General features: G+C 59.4%; 19 protein-coding genes. 5 read left to right on the top strand and 14 right to left on the bottom strand.

Translation table 11 applies throughout. The features are described 5' to 3' along the window. Positions 1 to 284 precede the first annotated feature (284 nt). Positions 285 to 1709, top strand: coding sequence for an aminopeptidase (locus DMP06_RS10655; RefSeq protein WP_123209713.1), 1425 nt, complete (start codon positions 285 to 287; stop codon positions 1707 to 1709). Between the two features lie 426 nt (positions 1710 to 2135). Next, complete coding sequence (locus DMP06_RS10650) at positions 2136 to 3347, top strand: cation:proton antiporter (RefSeq protein WP_123209712.1); 1212 nt, start codon at positions 2136 to 2138, stop codon at positions 3345 to 3347. Between the two features lie 206 nt (positions 3348 to 3553). On the opposite strand, the gene hcp is transcribed toward DMP06_RS10650, so the two are convergent. Further along, positions 3554 to 5140 carry a hydroxylamine reductase gene (hcp, locus tag DMP06_RS10645; RefSeq protein WP_220092570.1) on the bottom strand — a complete coding sequence of 529 codons (1587 nt, stop codon included), beginning with the start codon at positions 5138 to 5140 and terminating at the stop codon, positions 3554 to 3556. 92 nt (positions 5141 to 5232) lie between these two features. Here hcp and DMP06_RS10640 point away from each other — a divergent pair, with 92 nt between their 5' ends. After that, positions 5233 to 5919, top strand: coding sequence for a Crp/Fnr family transcriptional regulator (locus DMP06_RS10640; protein WP_123209711.1), 687 nt, complete (start codon positions 5233 to 5235; stop codon positions 5917 to 5919). Here DMP06_RS10640 and DMP06_RS10635 read toward each other — a convergent pair. Further along, the gene (locus tag DMP06_RS10635; protein ID WP_245962495.1) at positions 5907 to 6296 is read right to left on the bottom strand and encodes a cation transporter; all 390 of its coding nucleotides are present in this window, start codon (positions 6294 to 6296) and stop codon (positions 5907 to 5909) included. The two genes, DMP06_RS10640 and DMP06_RS10635, sit on opposite strands and share 13 nt — an antisense overlap. Positions 6297 to 6754: 458 nt before the next feature. Between DMP06_RS10635 and DMP06_RS10630 the strand changes: the two genes are divergently transcribed. Further along, complete coding sequence (locus DMP06_RS10630) at positions 6755 to 7060, top strand: DUF6110 family protein (protein ID WP_123209710.1); 306 nt, start codon at positions 6755 to 6757, stop codon at positions 7058 to 7060. Positions 7061 to 7073: 13 nt separating this feature from the next. After that, positions 7074 to 9155, top strand: coding sequence for a heavy metal translocating P-type ATPase (locus DMP06_RS10625; RefSeq protein WP_123209709.1), 2082 nt, complete (start codon positions 7074 to 7076; stop codon positions 9153 to 9155). A gap of 71 nt (positions 9156 to 9226) precedes the next feature. Here DMP06_RS10625 and DMP06_RS10620 read toward each other — a convergent pair whose 3' ends face one another. The 12 genes from DMP06_RS10620 to ispD all read right to left on the bottom strand — a co-directional run bounded on the left by DMP06_RS10620 (position 9227) and on the right by ispD (position 21183). Next, entirely contained in the window at positions 9227 to 10129 is a 903-nt protein-coding gene (locus DMP06_RS10620; RefSeq protein WP_123209708.1) for a LysR family transcriptional regulator, read from the bottom strand. A gap of 233 nt (positions 10130 to 10362) precedes the next feature. Further along, positions 10363 to 11406, bottom strand: coding sequence for a Gfo/Idh/MocA family protein (locus tag DMP06_RS10615; protein ID WP_161957914.1), 1044 nt, complete (start codon positions 11404 to 11406; stop codon positions 10363 to 10365). A 330-nt stretch (positions 11407 to 11736) separates the two neighbouring features. Then, a complete protein-coding gene (locus tag DMP06_RS10610; RefSeq protein ID WP_123209706.1) occupies positions 11737 to 12270 on the bottom strand; it encodes a rhodanese-like domain-containing protein in 534 nt (177 codons plus the stop codon). A gap of 55 nt (positions 12271 to 12325) precedes the next feature. Next, the gene (locus DMP06_RS10605; protein ID WP_123209705.1) at positions 12326 to 12826 is read right to left on the bottom strand and encodes a metallophosphoesterase family protein; all 501 of its coding nucleotides are present in this window, start codon (positions 12824 to 12826) and stop codon (positions 12326 to 12328) included. Between the two features lie 52 nt (positions 12827 to 12878). Beyond that, positions 12879 to 14549, bottom strand: a complete 1671-nt coding sequence (locus DMP06_RS10600; RefSeq protein WP_245962494.1) for a DUF3825 domain-containing protein — start codon at positions 14547 to 14549, stop codon at positions 12879 to 12881. A gap of 56 nt (positions 14550 to 14605) precedes the next feature. Beyond that, a complete protein-coding gene (gene rlmH, locus DMP06_RS10595; RefSeq protein ID WP_123209703.1) occupies positions 14606 to 15076 on the bottom strand; it encodes a 23S rRNA (pseudouridine(1915)-N(3))-methyltransferase RlmH in 471 nt (156 codons plus the stop codon). A gap of 69 nt (positions 15077 to 15145) precedes the next feature. Continuing rightward, a complete protein-coding gene (locus DMP06_RS10590; RefSeq protein ID WP_123209702.1) occupies positions 15146 to 15556 on the bottom strand; it encodes a pyridoxamine 5'-phosphate oxidase family protein in 411 nt (136 codons plus the stop codon). A 96-nt stretch (positions 15557 to 15652) separates the two neighbouring features. Continuing rightward, positions 15653 to 16204: an NYN domain-containing protein gene (locus tag DMP06_RS10585; RefSeq protein ID WP_123209701.1), complete on the bottom strand. Its 552-nt coding sequence runs from the start codon at positions 16202 to 16204 to the stop codon at positions 15653 to 15655. Positions 16205 to 16323: 119 nt separating this feature from the next. Next, positions 16324 to 17082 (bottom strand): 23S rRNA (guanosine(2251)-2'-O)-methyltransferase RlmB, encoded by a 759-nt coding sequence (gene rlmB / locus DMP06_RS10580; RefSeq protein WP_123209700.1) that lies wholly within the window; start codon positions 17080 to 17082, stop codon positions 16324 to 16326. Positions 17083 to 18092: 1010 nt separating this feature from the next. Continuing rightward, positions 18093 to 19568, bottom strand: a complete 1476-nt coding sequence (gene cysS, locus DMP06_RS10575; protein WP_220092569.1) for a cysteine--tRNA ligase — start codon at positions 19566 to 19568, stop codon at positions 18093 to 18095. Positions 19569 to 19804: 236 nt separating this feature from the next. Further along, positions 19805 to 20281 (bottom strand): 2-C-methyl-D-erythritol 2,4-cyclodiphosphate synthase, encoded by a 477-nt coding sequence (gene ispF, locus DMP06_RS10570; protein WP_123209714.1) that lies wholly within the window; start codon positions 20279 to 20281, stop codon positions 19805 to 19807. 14 nt (positions 20282 to 20295) lie between these two features. Next, the gene (ispD, locus tag DMP06_RS10565) at positions 20296 to 21183 is read right to left on the bottom strand and encodes a 2-C-methyl-D-erythritol 4-phosphate cytidylyltransferase (RefSeq protein WP_123209699.1); all 888 of its coding nucleotides are present in this window, start codon (positions 21181 to 21183) and stop codon (positions 20296 to 20298) included. Between the last annotated feature and the right edge of the window lie 292 nt (positions 21184 to 21475).

Raw genomic sequence — 21475 nt, 5'->3', positions numbered from 1 at the left:
AGTGGATGCGCTGGTTCCGCGAGGGGCGCATATCCCAGAAGCTCGGGTGGCTCACCCCGGACGAGCGCCGCGCGGCGCTGGGCTATCCGGTGCTGTAGGATGTACAAGAAAACGTCCGCGGTCCCAATCGACCTCATTTGGGATTACATACTCACTTTTTCTGCCAAACAGCTCTTCTTTTCCATCCATTTATGTTGTGCGAGCCCGAAAGAATGCCGGCACACGCACACTGCGCAGTCATATGCGAATGCTACTATACAAACAGTCAAAGGAAAGGAGCACCCATGGAACATCCCAACGCATGGAATTCCTACGATGACGCAGCGCTCTCCGAGCTCGAGTCGCTTGCTCAGGATTATCGCCGCTTCATCAGCGAAAACAAAACCGAGCGCGAATGCGCCGCAACCGCCATCGCTATGGCGCGCGAAGCCGGCTACATCTCGCTCGACGAAGCTCGCGCCGCCGGCCGCACGCTTGCAGCAGGCGACAAAGTGTACGCCGAAAGCTACGGCAAAACGCTCATCTTGGCGCATATAGGCACACGCCCCCTGGAAGACGGACTGAACATCCTGGGGGCCCATATTGACAGCCCTCGCCTGGATATCAAGCAAAACCCGCTCTATGAGTCGGGAGATCTGGCGCTGCTGGACACGCACTACTATGGCGGAGTGAAAAAGTATCAGTGGGTCACACTCCCGCTCGCCATTCACGGCGTAATCGCCAAGAAAGACGGCACCGTCGAGCGCGTGAACGTTGGCGAGGATGCGGGCGACCCCGTGTTTTGTGTGACCGACCTGCTCATTCACTTGGCAGGCGACCAGATGCAAAAGAAGGCGTCTGAAGTCGTGGAGGGCGAGGCGCTCGACGTGCTCGCCGGTAGCCGCCCCATGAAAAAGGCCGAAAGCAAGGCCGACGACGAGAAGACCGAGATCGAAAAGCTCGCCGACAAAGAGCCCGTCAAGGCGCTGCTTTTGTCTAAGCTTGCCGAGAAATACAACATGGAAGAAGCGGATTTTCTCTCCTCCGAGCTCGAGGTGGTGCCTGCCGGCCCCGCACGCGACTGCGGCTTCGACCGCTCCATGATCCTGGGCTACGGCCACGACGACCGCGTATGCGCGTACCCCAGCTTAGTGGCGCAGCTTGAAGCAACCGGCCTTGAGAAGACTGGCATTTGCATCCTGGTGGACAAAGAGGAGATTGGCAGCGTGGGCGCCACGGGCATGACCTCGATGTTCTTCGAGAACACCATCGCCGAGATCATGGACCTCGCCGGACAGGCCGGCGATTTGCCGCTGCGTCGTTGCTTGGCTAACTCCAGCATGCTCTCGAGCGATGTGAGCGCCGGCTTTGACCCCTCTTACGCAAGCGCGTTCGAAACCAAGAACACGGCGTATCTGGGTCGCGGCGTAGTGTTCAATAAGTTTACGGGCAGCCGCGGAAAGAGCGGCTCGAATGACGCCAACGCAGAATATATGGCCAAGATTCGCGCCATCATGGAAAAAGGCGGGGCTGCGTTCCAAACCGCCGAGCTTGGCAAGGTGGACGTGGGCGGCGGCGGGACCATCGCCTACATCCTGGCCAAATACGGCATGAACGTCATTGACTGCGGAGTGGCGGTGCTGAGCATGCACGCCCCCTGGGAGGTCATCGACAAGGCCGACCTCTACGAGGCACTTAAAGCTTATCGCGCATTTTTGAAGTGGGCGTAACGTCCAGACGAAGGTAATTTAGGTTGCCATAAGTGCGCATCCAAACACAACAGGGCGGAACCCGCAAGGATTCCGCTTTTTTTGATCGACAATTACTTTGGGGGACTTCGAAAAGACGGCCATCTCCGGGAGGCGCTTGGTCACGTTCATCTTGGCCGACGCCAGTTCTCATCTCATGAATCATTTAGCAGGCGATAGTGGTGAGCATTGTTCTCATAAGCTCCGCCAGCGATATCCGCCGCTTCAATTCCTCAACTTCTTTTTGAATACAAATAGGAGTCTTGACCCATCCGCATATATCGAACGCGCTATAGTATGAGGTCGTCCTTTTGCCGACCTTCGCTTCCGGCTTGAGCCGCAGCGCATATTTAAGCGCGAGGGCAATTCAGGAATACAGTTCGGCGCCTTACCTCTGAAAGGTTCCCCATGACCCACGACTTCATATCGCTCGCCATCATCGGACTCATCGCCGCGGTGGCGCCGTTTATCGCCAATCTCATTCCCAAAAAGCCCGTACCGGAAACCGTCCTTTTGCTGGCGGGCGGTGCCGTACTAGGGCCGCATATGGTCAACGTCATCTGGCTGGACGAGAGCGTCTCTCTGCTTTCCGACCTTGGCTGTGCGATGCTCTTCCTGCTGGCGGGCTATGAGATAAACCCCAAAACCATTACGGGACGCGAAGGCAAGCGTGGCCTTGCCACCTGGGGAATCACATTGGCGCTCGCGTTTGTGGCAGTCCATGCATTCACTGGCATCTCGGCAAACGGCCTTGACGGCCTGGCGGTCACCATCGCGCTCACCACCACCGCCATAGGCGCGCTCATGCCCATTCTCAAAGAGCGTGGGCTCATGGGAACGCGCATGGGAAGCTCCATCCTCTCCTACGGAACATGGGGCGAGCTCGGCCCGGTGATTGCCATGGCGCTGTTGCTTTCCACGCGCGCCACCTGGCTGACCGTTGCCATCTTGGCGGCATTTATCGTGGTCGCCGTGCTGGTGGCGCGCTTTGGTCACCGCACCGCTCGCAAGGAAGGCCCCATTCGCGACATCCTCTTCGCCGGACGCGACACCACCTCTCAAACCTTCGTGCGCCTTACCATGCTGCTGCTCATTGTGCTGGTGGCGGTATCGTCGCTCTTCGACCTTGACATTGTGCTGGGCGCATTCGCAGCCGGCTTCATCCTGCGCTACATCATCCCCAAAGACGACGAGGTCCTTGAGAAGAAGCTCAATTCCATTGGATACGGGTTCCTCATCCCGCTGTTTTTCGTGGTGTCAGGCGCGAGAATCGATCTTACCGCCGTTGCGGCTCAGCCGGCGCTGCTCGTTGGTTTCATCGCCATGCTCGTGCTCATTCGCGCAATGCCGATCTTCATCTCGATGGCGCGCGACAAGGACCCCGAAGTGGCCGCCCTGGGAGCGCGCAACCACGCCGCCGTAGCCGTGTACTGCACCACAGCGCTGCCGCTCATCGTTGCAGTGACCAGCGTTGCCGTAAATGGCGGCGCCATGGACGCATCCACGGCATCGGTGTTCGTGTCGGCCGGCGCGCTTACCATGCTCATCATGCCGCTGGTCGCGCAGCTCATGTACAAGGCCGCTGAAACGCGTCCCGTGAAATGGCTTGAAAAGGAATAGGCCCCGCGACGGCCGCGCAGCGATCAACAAGCAGTGGGATGCAGCTCGGGCATAAAAAGCAGAAAGACTTGCGAAATCGCCCAAACTAAAGGGCTCGTGGGGGGCGGCAAGGGGCAGGCGCGAAGGCCGCAACTGAAAAGAGGCGCCGCAGAGCTTTCCCTACGGCGCCTCAAGGCGACAGGCTTGCGGGCTTGCGGGCTTGCGCACTATCCCAACATCTGTGCCATGTCGGCTTTTGCGTCGCCGGAAATGGGGCGCAGATCAAACGCATCAACCAGCACGTTAAGCACATTGGGCGACACGAACGCAGGCAGCGTCGGCCCCAGGTAGATGCCCTTGATGCCCAGATGGAGCAACGTGAGCAGGATGCACACCGCCTTCTGCTCGTACCACGAGAGCACCAGCGTGAGCGGCAGGTCGTTCACGCCGCAATCGAACGCCTCCGCCAGCGCGAGCGCGATTTTCACCGCGCCATAGGCATCGTTGCACTGCCCCACGTCGAGCAGGCGCGGAATGCCGCCGATTGACCCCAGATCAAGATCGTTGAAGCGGAACTTGCCGCAGGCCAAGGTGAGAACCACGGTATCGCTGGGCGTCTGCTTCACGAAATCGGTGTAGTAATTGCGACCGGCGCGTGCGCCGTCGCATCCGCCCACTAGGAATAAATGGCGCACATCGCCCGACTTCACGGCGTCTACCACGGTGTCGGCCAAGCCAAGCACCGTCGCATGGCCGAATCCGGTGGTCATGCTCGTGCCACCATTGATGCCGGCAAACTCGCGGTCCTCCGCATACCCTCCCAGCTCAATGGCCTTTTCGATCACTGAGCTGAAATCCTTGTCGTCGCCGATATGGGGCGCATCCGGGAAATTTACCACGCCTGCGGTAAACACGCGATCGGCATAGGACGCACGCGGCGGCATGAGGCAGTTCGTGGTGAAAAGAATCGGCGCAGGCACCCCGTCGAATTCGGCGCGCTGGTTCTGCCACGCAGTGCCGAAGTTGCCCTTGAGATGAGCATACTTGCGCAGCTCGGGGTAAGCATGCGCGGGAAGCATCTCGCCATGGGTATACACGTTCACGCCACGCCCCTCGGTTTGCTCGAGCAACAGCTTGAGGTCGCGCAGATCGTGGCCGGTGACGATGATGAACGGACCCGCCTCCACCTTCATGGTCACGTCGGCGGGTGCCGGGGTGCCGAGCGATTCGGTGTTGGCGCGATCGAGCAGCGCCATGCACGCCAGGTTCACCTCGCCCACCTTGAGCGCCAACGCTACGGCGTCATCCACGCTCGGATCGGTGGCAAGCGCCGCCAGGCCCTCGTAGAAAAACCCGGTTACAGCAGGGTCGTCGTACCCGAGCACATGTGCATGGTGGGCGTAGGCAGCCATGCCGCGCAGGCCGAACAGCACGAGCGATTTGAGGGAGCGCATGTCCTCGTCGGCATTCCAGACCGCATCCATATCAAAATCCGCGCATGCACCGATACCCGCCGCTGCGGCGATGCGAGCATTTTCCTCACGCACGCGTCGCGCCATCGCCTCGTCACCCTCGCTGGAAAAAGACACGTTGGTCACGCAGGTGAACATGGCGTCCATCATAAGTTCATCGGTGGCAGCGCTTGGCTCTGCGCCCGCCTGAACGGTACGCGCCAATCCAATCAGCGCTCCAGTGATCGCATCCTGCGCACGAGCGTCTTCGGCTCGCTTGCCGCATACGCCCGCCGCACCCGTGCAGCCCGTGCAGCCGGCGGTTTGCTCGCACTGGAAGCAGAACATGTTTTGCTGGGTCATATGGTCCCCCTTAGCGTCGCATTTCCAATTGCCGATACAGTATGGGCGCGCTACCATATATTCTGTTGTAATTACAACATATGGAGGAATTCATGGATTATACGCTGCTCGCCAAAACGCCCCTTTTCAAAGGAACTAGCGAACAGGAGATTGTCGTCATGCTGCACTGCCTGAATGCGCGTACGCGATCGTTTGCTAAGGGGGAGCGTATCCTGCATATGGGCGACATGCCGCGCGATGTGGGGCTGGTGCTCAGCGGATCGGTACGCATCGAAAGCGTAGACGCATGGGGGAACGTCACCGTGCTTTCGCGCGTGGAGGTCGGCCAGGTGTTTGCCGAGGCCTATGCATGCGCGCCGGGCGTTCCCATGCTGGTTGATGCCGTGGCGGCGCAGGACTGCGAAGTGCTGCTGGTAGACGTTGAGAGAGTGACGACCGTCTGTTCGAATGCCTGCGCGCACCATGCGCGTGTGCTGCGCAATCTGCTCGAGGCCATTGCGCGCAAGAACATTCGGCTCTCCCAGCGCGCGCTGCACACTTCGCCCAAAACCATTCGCGGCAAAGTGCTGTCATACCTTTCATCGCAAGCGGCGCAGGCCGAATCGCATGAGTTCGACATTCCATTCAATCGGCAGGAGCTGGCCGACTACCTGGGCGTAGACCGCAGCGCCCTTTCGGCGGAGCTTGGGCGCATGCAAAAAGCAGGCATCATTGCCACCCGTCGCAGTCACTTTGTGCTGAAAGAAAGCCCGTTGGAGCCCTCCCCCTATTCCGGCTGACGCACAACGTAATAGCCTGCCGCTTCAACGGCATCTTCAACGGCAGCCTGCTCAATGGGCGACTTGCCGAGCACCATAATGCGACGCTCGCCCAGATCAACGCGAGCCCACATGCCGGGAATGGAATTAACGGAATTCTCCACCGCCGCTTTGCAACGGTCGCACGTCATGCCGCCCACGACAAGCTCGAGACGGTAGGGATAGTGCGATTCGTCGGTATCGGCGACAACGACCGGCTTCGGCGCCTTCGAGGAATTCGAGCCGCTGCCATGACAGCCCGCCTTGCCTCCAAACACGTCGCGGGCGCGCCGCAGTGCGAACGCAAACAACACCAGCACCACAATCAGCAGCACCACGGTTTGCGCATTCATCTCCATCTCGGCCACGATGACCCCCCTATGCCCGCTTGTAACCGGTATAGACCGCCGCAATAGCGCAAATCAGCATCGCCCATCCAAAAAACTTGTGCCTCTTCATCCTGTTGCCCTCTCTTTGTCCCGAATAGCACTAAGCAAGCTCTTCTCTTCCGTAGTTCGCCATGGTTGACTTCTAGGAAGTGTAACACTATTCTAACTTTTTGTTAGTCATGGGGAACAATTTGCTTCATGCCGATTAAGCCCGGCACGGGAAGGGCAGCCTCGCGAACGCGTGAGACGCTTCCTGCGGCCAGGTCGCAAGAAAAGCGAGTACGCTTCGGTCAAGTCATTGCGCGAGCGTTCCGACCATTGCGCGAGCGGTCCGACCGCATAGCCCGCTTTTTTGAGAGCACGCATTCCCCCCACCGCAAACGCTTTGTCCGCATGGGCAAAGCCGCACAAGAGCAAGGAGGCTCGCCATGAACATGAAAACGGGGTCGCTGCTGGTTGGCGCAGGATTTCTTTTGGGAACCGTTGGGGTGAAGGCCCTTACAAGCCAGCAGGCGAAAAAGTGCTACGTGCACGGCGTGGCGGGCGCATTGCGCGTGAAGCAGAGCTACGAAGAGATAGTTGAGCAGGCGAAGGCCGAGATGGACGACATCGTGGCAGAGGCGACCTACCTCAACGCAAAACCCGCGAACCAGAGCGAAGAAGCCGAAATGGCCAGCGATGCAGGCGCAGCCGCCGATGCGCCCGAAAAGCCCAACGAAACAGCCGCCAACTAGGAATCGCCCGCACATGCATTACGCCATCCACCATGAGATACCCGGCCGCATGCGCCTCAAGCTTGCCGGACCGGTACCCGATTCCCAGCTTGACGCGCTAATCCAGGTGACGAGCTCCTGCCCGCAGGTGCGCAGAGTTCAGGTGTACGGCCGCATAGGGCAGATGGCCGTTGAATACGCGGAGGGAGCGGCGGGACGGGGTGCCGTGCTCGACCACCTTGGACGCATCACTCGCGCCGACATCCAAAAAGCTCAGCAGGGATGCGCCGTAGCGCTCGCCCCGCGCACGCACGCCCTCCTTATGCAGCTCGCCCGCATCGTGGGCGCCTACTTCGCGCGCCGCTGGCTTTTGCCCATGCCCGTGCGCGCGTTGTTCGCCATAAACGCATTCAGGCCGTTTTTGGCGGCAGGATGGCGTGAGCTGCGTCGCGGACGCCTTACGGTACCCGTGCTCGACGCGGCAGCCATTGGGGTCTCCTTCTTGAAACGCGATCCCAAAACCGCAAGTCAAACCATGTTCCTGCTCAACGTGGGCGAGGCGCTCGAAGATTACACGCGCGCCTCCTCCGAAAACGAGCTCATAGAATCGCTGCTCAGCGTGCCCGATTCGGCACGCAAGATAGAAGGCGACTCCGAAACAAGCGTGCCCGCCGCAAGCCTCATGCCCGGCGATCTGATTGCCGTGCGCACCGGCATGTCGATATGCATAGACGGCGTGATCGAGCAGGGATGCGCCATGGTGAACCAGGCGACGCTCACCGGCGAGCCACTGGCGGTGGAGCGCACGAAGGGCGATGACGTATTCGCCGGAACCGTCGTGGAAGACGGCGATATTCTGGTTCGCGTGCGCGAGGGCGCGGACAAAACCAAGCTGCGCTCCATCGTTTCACTTGTCGAGCAGGCCGATTCGCTCAAATCGGAGGCGCAAACGCGCATGGAGCGAGCGGCGGATCGCATCGTTCCTTGGAACTTCCTGCTCGCCGGGGCAATGGCGCTTGCCACGCGCGATATATCGAAGGCCTCCGCAGCGCTCATGGTGGACTATTCCTGCGCGCTCAAGCTTACCGGATCCATTGCTGTGATGGCGGCAATGAGCAACGCGGCAAAAGCGGGCATAATGGTGAAAGGCGCGAGACATTTCGAAACGTTCGCCAACGCTGACACCATCGTGTTCGACAAAACGGGTACGCTCACCCAGGCAACGCCGAAGCTGATGCGCGTCGAGTCTCTGGACGACGCCTGGCCCAACCGCGAGGTGCTTCGTCTTGCCGCATGCCTGGAGGAGCATTTCCCCCACCCGGTAGCGCGCGCCGTTGTGCATGCCGCAGAGGAACGCGGCATCAGGCATCGCGAGCGTCACGCCGCGGTGGAATACATCGTGGCGCACGGCATAGCGTCGTCGCTCGATGGGAAGCGCGTGGTCATAGGGTCAAAGCATTTCGTGCTGGAGGATGAGCGAGCAACGTTTGACGAGCTCCAATCGGCGCGCGTAGAGGAGGAGTTTTTTGGCCTCTCGCCGCTATATTTGGCGATAGACGGAAGCGTAGTGGGCGTCCTGGGCATCCAAGACCCCATCAAGCCCAAAGCAGCAGAAGCGATTGCGCAGCTCAAAAGCCTTGGTTTCAAACATATCATCATGCTCACCGGAGACTCCGCGAAAACCGCCTCGCGCATCGCGCAAGAAGCAGGCATCGACGAATGGCACGCCGACCTTCTGCCAGAAGATAAATACGCATACCTTGAGATGCTCAAGTCGCAGGGGCACCGCATTGCCATGGTAGGCGACGGCGTGAACGACTCCCCCGCCCTTTCGCTTGCCGATGTCGGAATCGCAATGGGTCAGGGCTCCGACATCGCCAAGGAGGTAGCAGACGTTGTGCTATCCGACACCGGCCTGGATGCTCTCGTCGACCTGCGCCGCCTCAGCTGCGGATTGCAGCAACGCATGGCGAACTCGTATCGCAAGGTCATCGGTATCAATTCCGCGCTTTTGGCCTTGGGCGTGGGCGGAGCCGTAACGCCTCAAGCTTCTTCGCTTTTGCACAATGCGAGCACGGTAGGCCTTTCGCTGGCAAACACGAAACGCTACGTATGAGCTGAGACAAACGCATGGGTAAAAAAGCAGCCGATGTCTGCGGTTCAAGCCACAGAGCAGAGTCGCAGGCATCAGCCGCCCATTGTTATCGGAAAGCGATACCGCGCCATGAAGGCGATGAAATCAGAAACCACCCGAGGATGGTCTTCGCGGCGGCTGACCAAGTAAATCTTATGGAAGTCCTGAGACACGCCGAGCACAGGCAGAAACGCGATTCCTCGGTATGCCTCGAGCAGGAACGAATAGCACATGAGCGCCATCGTCGAGGGATCGGCGGCAACGATGGATGCCATCGTAATCTCGTCGTCGCAGCGACAGTTCAAGCGCACGTCAACGCCTGCAAGCTCATCCTCGATGCGACAATAAACCGGTGAGGTTCGGTTGTAGGTCATGAATTCCTTGCCGCATAAATCATCGAGCGATACCGTCGCGCGCCGCGCGAAAGGATTCTCCAAATTGACCGCCGCCACCAGCGGCTGCGACCACAGGAGTACGTGGTTCATATCATCGCTGCCCACCGTTCGCGAGGCGAACGCGACGTCAAGCTCCCCGCTGCGAAGGCTCTCCATCAGACTGACCGAATAGCCTTGTTTGATTATGATATCGGGCTCAACCGCACAGCTCGCGCGAAACTCCTGCATTGCCCGCGACCACAAATGCCCCTGAATGGCGTGAGGAATCCCAACCCGAAGAGTGGAGTTGCGCTCGCCCTTCACCTCAAGCGCCAGGCGCACGCCGGCATCGTAGCTTTTCAGGGCCTTGGCAACATAGCGGCTAAGCACGGCGCCCTCTTCGGTAAGCCTGATGCGGGAAGAACCCTGATCACGAACGAATAGCGTGATCCCTAGCTCCTTTTCCATGCGCTTTATTGCGCTCGAGAGCGCCGGTTGGGTGATAAAAAGACGCTCGGCGGCTTTCGTGTAGTTAAGCACTTGCGCCAGACAATCGAAATAGCGCAGATGATCTATATTCATACCGCCCCTCTCCAGCGCCCTTCAACGCAGTCCGACCCTTCGGCTACTATACACGAAACCCGCTTGCGCTGCGTCGGCATCCAAACAGACGGGCGCCCCGCCGGAAGCACCGACGAGGCGCCGTAGTTCCCCAAGAGGCGCGGAGCAGCCCGGAAAAGCCCTCTCGGCATCCATCAGGCATATCGCGTCGCACCGACATGGGTCTTTTCTTTTGGAGGCGCTTTCTGGAAGGCTTACAGGTCAACTGGAAGACCGGTTTCGGCGGATTTGAAAATCGCGCACACAACCTTCAAGGTATCGAGACCGTTCTCTCCCGTGCAACGCGGTGCGGTCTCACGCCCTTTGCACAAGTCGATGAAATGATCGAGCTCGGAGAGCATCGGATCGTTTTTCTCAACGTTGAAATGCTCATGGATGAGCGGCTCGGTCCATCCAAAATGGTCGTCTTCATAATAGTACAGATCCATGTTGGGAAAACCGAAAGACCCCTTTGTCCCAAAGACATGGAGGCTGTTCTCGCCCGGGCAGTGGCACCAGAACGCATTCTCGCAGGCAGCAAGATCGTAGTTCCACGGACCAGGGGTGCCATCGGAAATAAAGTACGTAGCGGTGGCGCCGTTTTCGTACTCAATCAGAACAGAGACGCTATCCTCGACTTCATTGCCGCGAATTGTATTGCGAGTAGCAGCATATACACGAGTAGGGCGCACGCCCATCATGTAGTTCAAATCGTCGAAATCGTGCACGGCGTTAATCAAAAGGGGTCCGCCGCCTTTAACGACACGCCACTCCACATCGAAATAATCGCGCGACTTAGCAATGGCGAATGTGCTCTGCAGGCCAACGACATCGCCGAGGCGGCCTGAGTCAAGCAGATCGCGCAGGAACAAGTACTTGCTCGAAGAGCGACGATGATGGCCAATGAGCAGGGTGACGCCCGCCTCGTCGCACAGTTCAATGATGCGCTCCGCTTCTTCGACGGTATCGGCGACCGGCTTTTCCAGCAAAAGGAATTTGATGCCCGCCTGAATGGCGAGCTCAGTAGCGGGAAGATGGAGCCGGTTGGGCAGGGCAACATAAAGCGCGTCAAGTTCTTCTTGCTTGAGCAGCAGCGTATAGTCTTCATAGATGGGCACGCCAAGCTCTTCGGCAATTCTCTTGTCGTTTTCGCCGAAGCCGGCAACTGCCACAAGTTCCACCTCGGGGTGCTCTACCGCACCGCGCGCGATCTTTTGTCCGTGATTCATGCCCAGCACAGCAAGCCGCACTTTACTCATGGCGCTCTCCCGTCTCATTCTGCGTCTTCGCCCCATGCGAAGTGCCCACATCTGCAGCATCATCGCACGCAGCCCCGTGCTCATGAAGCGAGCAGCAGAGCCGGCGCAATCGCTGATTTGATTATCAGGAGAAACGGAGCCTAAATCCAATAACGGAACGACACGATTGCCCGCAAGCTATAAAACGGTGTAATAAGCCCTGCGGTAGCCAAGGAGGTACAATGCCCATCCAGCAGTTCGCAGGGGCCAAAGAGGGCCGAAACGCCAAAAGACCCGCTCACGCGCCACGAGCAAAACGAACGATAGCGCGCCTTTCGCGCGTCGGCGGCATTAATTATGGCTTTGGCCGTGACCGTGATCATGGCCGCAACCGCAGTCGTGATCATGAGCATGCCCGTGGTCGCGGTCGTGGTCGTGGCCGCATTCACCTTCGTGACCGGAGTGCGGAGCCTCGCCTACGGCGGCAACGCCCGATGCCGCAATAGCCGATGCCACCATCTGTTCCTCCTCGGTGGTAACCACCTCGTAGGGCCACTCAACGATGCCGCCCGCGTCGTACACGTTCACATAGCCTATAGCTTCCATATACTGCGCGGCGGTAGCGCTACGGGCGCCCGTGCGGCAGTACAGCACGATGACCGAGGCATCGTCGGCCATTTCCATGCCGCGCGCGTTGGCGATAGCGTCCAACCCGCGCTCCGAAAGGGCCTCGTCATACAGGCAATCCATAATCGTTTCCACCGGCATGCAGCCGGCTCCCGGAATGTGGCCCGCATCGTATTCCTCCTGGGTGCGAACATCTACCAGCAGCATATGCGGGTCGTTTTCGAGCATTTCCTGCACTTCGGCGATATCTATCTTCATAATGAGTCTCCTTTAGGTTCGGTGGGTTCCAGCGGATTGTACAGCTCCAAGCGCGCTACAGCCTCAGCTCCACGATACGCGCATCACGCACCGCACCGTCCTCGATTGTAAGCTTGGCCACACAGGGCATCGAACCGCCGCGCGGGCGAACGGGCGAACCGGGACATACGAGCATCCGCGCCGGGAACGCCTCGGCGCCATGCTCGATGCGCGGAACATGCGTATGCCCATGCACCGCCGCCCACGGCGCCGGATCGCCCGGGGCAAGCGCCGAGGTGCGCCCCGAAAGCGCCCGCTGCAAACCGCTCGGCGTATGCGTGATCAAAAAGCGCACATCCCCGATCGTCTCAGCTGCATAGCGCCCCACCGAGTCGCCGTACTCAGGAATATCGTTGTTGCCCAGCACGGCCGTGACGGGCGCCAGAGTGCGTAGCTCCTCCAGAATCTCAATCCCGCCTATATCGCCCGCATGGATGATGTGGTCGCAGTCCGCCAGCTCGAAATACGCCGCCCGCGGCAGATGCCCGTGCGTGTCAGAAATGATGCCTACAAGCATAAACGCCCCTTTCGAACGATGCGCACGCTGCAGAATGCCCCGATGCGCAAGGCTATTCTTCCTCATCATCGTCTTCGCCCGCCGCGTCGATGATAGACGCCGGCGACAGCCAGTCGATATACGGGCGGCACAAAAGGCGCGCATCGCGATACGCCTGCGCCATGGTCACGATGGTTTGACCCTGATAGTTTCCCGATTTTTGCAGCTCGACCACGAGCGCCACGTCGGGCGTAGTGTCTTCGGTCAGGTTGAGAGGCAAGAGCAGGTTCATGCTGTTCGTGCGCGGGTAATACGCCGGCACCGCCGTCTTATAGTTCCATCGCACCTGACGTCGAGCCTGGTCAATAGCCGCATTGATGCTGTTCGACAGCCGCGTGAACAGGCGGGGGTCATCCGCAATCGCCTTGCGAAGGCGCTCGAAGCGGGCGTCGCGACCGCGCGGGGTCAAATCCTCGATGCCGGCAAGGATGCCCCGGCATTCCGCCGACGAAGCCATCTCGTCGCGCAGGAAGATAAGCGGAAGCCTGTGCACGTTGTCCACCACTATGTGGCGGATGTCGCACACCACCTCGCGCTCCAGGTCGAACAGCAAATCCTCCTTGCGCTGCAGGTAGCTCGCTGGCTGGGGCAGCGGGTTCATCTCGCGCACGAGACGCTTGCCGAACCTGCCCGTGCCTGCCGTGCAGAAGCCCGCGAACGTCCACGGCTGGCGACTTTCCGCAGGCGACGGCTCGAAGCATGCATAAATGTCTTCGTAATGCTTGTCCACGAGCCCGGTGTTGAAGGCGGCAAAGCTTTCATCATCCGAATACGCCACCTTGTCCTCAAGCGTCAGGCGATAGAACGTGTAACGGATGTAGTTATGCAGGATGTCGTACCGTTTGGAAGATCCGCCAACCGCCTGAATGCCGGGCACTTCGCAAAAATCCCAGGGCTCCTCGAGCGCAAGCGAAGCGAGCGTAGAGAGGAACTCCGGCCAAGACTTCAAGTCGGCGAATCGCTCGAGAGCCTTGCCGGGAGCCACTCGCCCACGCGGCAAACGCGACGATCGCGTCAAAGGTTTAGATGCCTTGGCAGATTCCTCCTCTTTGGGCTTCGCGGCGGGCTGAGAAGAAGCCCGCTTGGCGGTCGCGGCCTTCTCGTCTGCCTTTGCCACAGGGGCGGCATTGGTGGACTTTTGGGCAACCTGCTTGCCCTTTTCCTGGACGTCTTCGGTCTTGCCGGCATGCGTTGGCTCGGGGGCATCTGCATTCTTATCTGCGCTTTCGCCGCGGAATTCCCCCTCGGCCTTTCCTACGGACTTGTCCTCGATCTTATCCGCGCCCTTGGACCGACACGCGCCCTTTTTCTTTGAGGGAGCTTTGGCGGACTCGGCGTCCGATGCAGGAGATTGCCGAAGATTGGATTCGTTTTTCTTTTTTGAGCCAGATTTCTTATCCTGCTTCTGCTCGTAGGCATTGTTCTCACGCAGGGAGAACATGGATTGCGAAACGCCGCCCACTTCTTTGGCGGACGTGCTCACAAAGTCCGACATCTCCTCGAGCATAGGCGTGAGTTTGATGAAACCATAATCGGCCTTGTCTATATCCTCGCGCAGGAAGCACCACCCCAGGTTTGCCAGCGGATACTCCTCATCGAATTCGAAATTACGCTTAAGCACCTGATAGATGAAGCGTTTGTCATCCTCCGTCATATGCGGAGCCTGTTTTTTGCGAGCGGCCATGCGCCCTCCTTCTCTATATGAAACGAAGCCGTCATCGCGGCTTCGCATGGAAATCGTTATTTATGGTACGGCTCGCCACGGCTGATCTTGAATGCGCGATAGATCTGCTCTAGCAGCACCACACGCGCAAGATTATGAGGCAGCGTTATCTTGCCGAACGAAAGCGTCTCGTTAGCGGAATCGTACACATCCTGGCTCACCCCGCTCGATCCGCCGATGATGAACGTGATATCGCTCACTCCGCTCAATGCAATGGCATCGATGCGCGCAGAAATGCCTTCGCTCGAAAGCTGCCGCCCTTGAACGTCAAGCAGCATCACATGCGAATGCGCCGGCAATGCCTTGAGGATGTCCTTGCCCTCTGCCTTGCGCGCGGCATCGTCGCCGCCGCATTTTGCCGGGTCACGGTCGGCCACCTCGATCACACGCACCTTTGCATATCCCTTAAGGCGTTTGAGGTATTCGTCGCACGCAGCAACCCAGAACTTCTCCTTTAGCTTGCCTACGGCAATCACGGTGATGTTCATCTGAAAACGTCCTCTCTTGCGTGCGGGCGACCGTAGTAGCGCATCACGTGCGCAATACCCGACGCGAAGTTACCCGATCGCCATGAAGCCGACGACGCGCAGGACGAGCGTGTACGGCGTCATGCGCGGCCACGCCTCTGCAACCTGCTTGTATTCGTCGCTTTCTGCAGCAACCAGCTCGCAGCGCATACGCACTCCCTTATGACGCCCCGCCTTGCTCTCCGCCTGGGGATTCGCTGCATCGTACACCACCACGCACTGGCCCGTGCGCTCGATGTTTTCGCGCGTGCGGTTGGCGGCAAGCGTCATAACCAGATGGGTGTCGTCCGCCATCATGGGTACGAAAATAGCGGCATTAGGCGTGCCGTCCTCGTTGACCGTGGCAACCACCGAGGTGCCCTCGACCTTAGCCATAGACGCTTTCAGCGCATCGCCCGCAAGCGTAGTGTACTTGCCCGTTGCCGCAAATCTCTCCAGCATGATTGCCTTCTTTCTGTAGCGAATATCCCCATCGCCAGGCCCAGGATGTCGACGTTGCGCGCCGAATATGCCCGCCGATGCAAAAGCGTATGACGTTTACCGCAGCGAATCCCGCAGCGCGGCCAATTTCGCACGCACGTCGGGGTCAAGACGCTCCGCCACGGTGTTTTTCACGGCCACCTTTGGAGCGTCGTCCAGCCTCGACTCGTGGACGTGCAGATTCACGGCGCGGCTGAAGCCGTCGGCGCTCATGCGGTCTACGCCGCCGCCGAACACCGTGTTCTGAATGGATGCGTCGCTGGTAACCACCATGGTCTCCACGCCACGCTCACGCGCCTCCCATGCCAGCTTCTCGATCACCTTGTCGGCCGAATCGCCCGCGCGGGAGAACATGATGCGCACGCCGGCAATGCGCTCCACGGTGCCGTCCGAAAATTCGTTATCGGCGCCGTCGAACACGATAATCGCATCGGAATCGCGACCGGCGTATGCCACCACATCGTTGATGAGGGCCTCGCGGGCACGATTGAACGCATCGTTATCATAATCGGGGTTGGGTCCCGTATGAAGCACGTGACGATAACGGGAACCGCTGCGCAACACGTTGTAGCCGTCGACCAGAAGAAGCCGTTTTCTCTGCTTTCCCATAGTTTGCTAGTTTCTAATAAATACCTTATTTCTCACTTTCGTAATGTTAAGTTCATAAGCGGAACTAAACATCTTATTGCATAGTTAGTTTCAAAAGGAGCCTAACTATATTGATAATCCTATTGAGCAGCCTTCACGGCGCACTGGCGCATCCATTCGTACATGATGGCGGTTGCAGCCTGCGCCACGTTAAGCGATCCCACTTTGCCCTCCTGGGGAAGCTTCGTCAGGAAGTCGCACTCCTCCATGGTCAAACGGGAAAGCCCCTCGGCTTCATTGCCCATGACCAGGGCGATCTTCCCGTAGAGCGGAGCCTCCCACACGGTATGCTGCGCATGCTCGCTGGCGCCCGCAACCCAGAAGCCTTCTTTTTTGAGGCGTTCCAGCGTGGAAGCAAGATTTGCCACTTGGCTGATCTTGATGTGGTTAATCGCGCCCGCCGAGCTTTTGTACGTGGCAGCCGTCACGCGCGCAGAACGCTTGTTAGGAATGACCAGGCCACTTGCGCCAACGATTTCGGCGGAACGCGCGATGGCGCCCAGGTTGCCGGCATCAGTCAGATGGTCGAGCACCACCACCAACGCCCCGCCGCGCTCTTCAGCGCGCTTGTTGGCATCCGCGATGATTTCGGTGGTATTCACATAGGGAAACGGCAGCGTCTCAGCCATAACGCCCTGATGGCTGCCACGTTCGCTCATGTCATCAAGCACCTTGCGCGAAACAGGCTTCACCTTCACGCCATGCTGGCGCGCCTTGCGTAGGATGTCCCTAATCTGGCCATCCTGCTGCACGTTGTCAGCCATGAGCACGCTCTTCAGCGGCATGCCCGCGCGCAACGCCTCGATAATCGGACGCTTCCCCTCGATGTATTCCGCCATTGGTTTGCCTTTCTCTGCGAATGCGCCCGCAGTCTTGGTAAATCGTCGTATTCATGAAGCCTTTATGCGCCAGAGGCGCCCATGCTATAATGCGCTTGTAACGCTGGCAAGCCCCTTGAGTAGCCTGCTAAACTGACTCAGAGTTGCGGGGCGGCCCGGTGTTTACGCGTTAGAAAGCCGGGATCATTCCCGGCTTTTCCTTTCTACCGAACCATCCCGCTTGCATCGCCTCCTTCTCCACTCATCCAAAGCGAACCTCAGAATCGTGGCCAGGGCCGCGGACGCGGCCAGGAAATCAACGACGATATGGATAACGCCCATAAGGCAGCACCCCCTAAACTCAGAAGGACCGCCCCACAGCGGGACTCACCAGCTTCGGAATTCTAGCAAGATGCCCAGTCCGCAACCTCACCACTCACCAACAAGCACCGAGAAACCATAGGGAGGGAAGGCGCAACCGCCGCCTGAACGATTGCGTCACCCCTCGAATCTCCGTAACGAATTCCTCAAGAAGCCACCGCAAAGTGCCAGGAGCCGCAAGCTATTTTCCGTTCAAAAGTTTTCTCTACTCTTCGCGAGATACAAAGAGCGCCTCAGGTGCGCTTCGCCCTTCCGAAACGCCCTCGTCACCCCTCCCGGCGAGGGCGCTATTCTCGGCAGATGAAACAGACGGCGATTTGCTGCAGTTTTCGAGGGGTTCCCCGAGTACACCGCCGTTGGGATTCGCGTTTCCCCAGGTCACAGCCTTGCGCCGATTGGGCTACTTCGGGAGGCGCGCGAAAACTGCAGCAAATCGCCGTTTGTTTGCAAGTAAACGCACAAACCCCCGGAATTCCGGGGGTTTGTGCGTTTAAGACCTTCATGCCGCATCGTACTTGGCCGGCGAGCCATAGGCAAAGAAGCCAATCGGGCGAAATCCGCAACCTCACGGGTACGGTCGAAGACCCTGCCCACTCGTGCCTAGCATCAGCGAATAAAATCGGCCTTGCCTGGCATAATGACGATAGCTTTTATGCGCGCTTGATGCGGCTGCCGGCCGCGGTGTCTTCGACTACCAGATTGAGCTCTTTGAGCTGGTCACGGATGGCATCGGCGCGCGCCCAATCCTTCTCGGCGCGAGCCTCGGCGCGCACGGCGAGGATGGCCTCGGCGGCATCGTCCACGTTATCGCCCTCATACCCCGCAACATCTTCGGCGATGCCGATAAGCGCTATAGGCAGCTCAGCCTGCTTCACCGGCAGCTCGATGCCCAAGATGCCGAACGCGCCCAAGATCGACGTCGCGCACGCCATGCATGCCTCAACATCGGCCGCGCCCGCCGCCTGCTCCACGTAGGTGTTGGCCTCGGTCACCAGCGAGAAATACGCCGCGATGGCGCCCGCGGTATTGAAATCGTCATTCATCTGGGCTTCGAACTCGGCGGATGCGGCTTCGGTCGCAGCAACCAACCTTGCCGCAAGCTTCGCATCAACCGCAGCCCCCTCTTCGACATGCCCCGCCGCCCAGCGCAGGTTCTCCACGCAGGTGGCAATGCGTTCGAGCGAGTTCTCGGCCCCCTCCAAGCGCTCCCATGAGAAATCAAGCGGCGAACGGTAATGCGTCTGGAGCATCAGCAGCCTCAGCGCCGCGGCGCTGTGCGCGTCCAGCACCTCTTTGAGCGTATAGAAGTTGCCCAGGCTCTTGGACATCTTCTCGCCGTCTACGCGCAGCATGCCCGCATGCATCCATGTGTTCGCGAAGCCCTGATGCCAGCAGCACGTGGCCTGCGCGCATTCGTTCTCGTGATGAGGAAACGCCAGGTCACCGCCACCGCCATGGATATCGATAGGCGTGCCCAAGTAACGGTGCACCATTGCGGCACACTCGGTATGCCAGCCCGGGCGTCCTTTGCCCCACGGGGAATCCCGCATAGGCTCGCCGGGCTTGGCTGCCTTCCACAGCGCAAAATCCAGCGGGTCGCGCTTGTCTTCGTTCTCCTCAATGCGCGCGCCCACCATCAGGTCGTCAATCTTGCGACCCGAAACCTCGCCGTAGCTGGGATCGCTGCGCACCGCGAAATACACATCGCCGTTATCCGCCGCATAGGCGTGCCCTTGCTCGATCAGGCTCTTGATCATGCCGATCATGGGGCCGATCTCTTTGGTGGCACGCGGGCGAATGTCCGGATCCATGATGTTGAAGCGATGCATTTGCTCGATAAACGCATCGGAAAACTCATGCGCCACTTCCTCGGCCGTGCGGCCTTGCTCGTTGGCGCGGTTGATGATCTTGTCGTCCACGTCGGTAAGGTTCTGCGCGAACGTGACCTCGTAGCCGCTCGCGATGAGCCAGCGACGAATCACGTCGAACGACAGAAACGTGCGCGCGTTGCCGATGTGAATCTGGTCGTATACGGTAGGCCCGCACACATACATACGTACCTTGCCCTCTTCGATAGGCTGAAACTCGCGCTTCTCGCGCAGCTGGCTGTTATAAATACGAATCATGATGACTCCTGTGTACGTGTCGAATGTTTCCTATGCGCATCATTGTGCGGTGGGTCGGACACGCATCTCATGCTCAAACAGTCCTGCTCGCACGAAAGCCACAACTGGCGTTCGACAAGCGCCCGCCAGTGCGCCCTCTCGGGCGCAGAAGCTTGAGACTAAACAGGCCACTGGCCTGTTTACCGTGCGGAACTGCGCGTGAGACGCATGCCCGACCCACCGCATGCGACAGGAATCTAACATCGCCTCGTCAATAAGGCTACCGCTTGCGCAGAGATTCCCTCTTCACGCCCCTCAAATCCCAGGCGCTCGGTCGTGGTGGCCTTCACCCCCACGGCATCTACCGACACGCCCATCGCGTGCGCCAGGTTCTCACGCATGGCATCGCGATGCGGAGAAAGCTTGGGAGCCTGCGCCGCGATCACGCTGTCCACGTCCACAATCTCGAACCCGAGCGAGCGCACATGCTCCGCAACCGCCTCCAGCAGCTTGAGCGAATCGGCGCCGGCATATTTCGGGTCGGTATCGGGGAACAGCTTGCCGATATCGCCCGCGCGCGCCGCGCCCAAAAGCGCGTCAGAGATCGCATGCGCCAGCACATCGGCGTCCGAATGGCCCAGAAGCCCCTGATGATGCGGGATATCTACCCCGCCAAGAATAAGCTTGCGATCGGGCGCGAACGCATGCACGTCATATCCCAGCCCGATTCTCATGTTCGAAGCGTTCGTCACGCGTCTACTCCTTCGTCCTTCTCAACCAAGCCCTGCGATTGCACGATGGCCGAAAGCATGCGGTAGTCCTCAGGCACCGTGAGCTTGATATTGTCGCGCTTGCCTTCCACCACCAGCACCTTGCCCCCCATGCGCTCGATGAGCGATGCGTCGTCGGTGCCGATGAAGCCTTCCGCCAGCGCCGAAGCATGGGCGCGGCGATACACGCCCGAGCGGAACACCTGCGGGGTCTGGGCATTCCAGAACACGCGGCGGTCAGGCGTGCCCACAATCACGCCGTTTTCCACGACCTTGAGCGTGTCGACGGCGGGAGTGGCCACAATGGCGCCATCCGCATCGAGCGTGCCCTTGAGCGTGTTGATAGTGTGCGTGATGAGTTCGGGAGAAATCAACGGACGAGCGCCGTCGTGCAGCGCCACGTATTCATAGTTGTCCGGCACGTACTCCAAACCCGAGAACGCGCTTTCCTGACGCGATGCGCCGGCGGGCGCCATCACGATGGGCGTGACGAAATTGTGCGGGTCGATAGCGAGCGCCCAGTATTCCTGCATGCGATCCTCGGGGCACACCACCACGATAATGCCTATATCCTCGGTCGCATCGAAGGCCATGATCGACCATGCCAACGTGGGGCGCCCGGCAATCTCGACGATCTGCTTGCCCCCATCGTGCCCGAAGCGTTCGCCCGAACCGCCCGCCAGCACGATCGCCGCGGTCTTGGCCTTTTTGCCCACCTTGCCCTGAAGGCGAACGGAGGCAACCAGCCCGGCCGCAGCGCTCGCGTCTTCGAAATCGGACGCCACGTCGGAGAGAGCTGACGGCAGAAACACAGGATCAACCGCATTCTGCTCGAAAATGGAACGCGCGGTGTCGTCGTTGCTCATAGATGCCCTCGCTTCTCTTGCCGAAAGATGCGCGCGACTGCCCGCATCGTCGTGAATCCGTTATCGAGCCGCACGCTTCGTTCGTGCGGAACTTCCTATAACCATCCATATTATCCCATCCGGCGAATCTCATGCACGGCAATAAGCCAGTTCTATCGACGATGTTCCTCAAAGCACGGCCCTTCGTCCGTAAGGCCGATCGCAGCGATGGCACGTTCGATATCTCACCCCGACATGGCAATGTCATCGGGATTGTCTTCCGCTAGCCTCTGCTGCAGATATTCGCGAAATA

Origin of the sequence: Slackia equolifaciens, from assembly GCF_003725995.1 — a bacterium.
GTDB classification, from domain to species: domain Bacteria; phylum Actinomycetota; class Coriobacteriia; order Coriobacteriales; family Eggerthellaceae; genus Slackia; species Slackia equolifaciens.
Note: the sequence above shows the minus strand (reverse complement) of the source record. Positions and strands in the feature narration are given on the sequence as shown.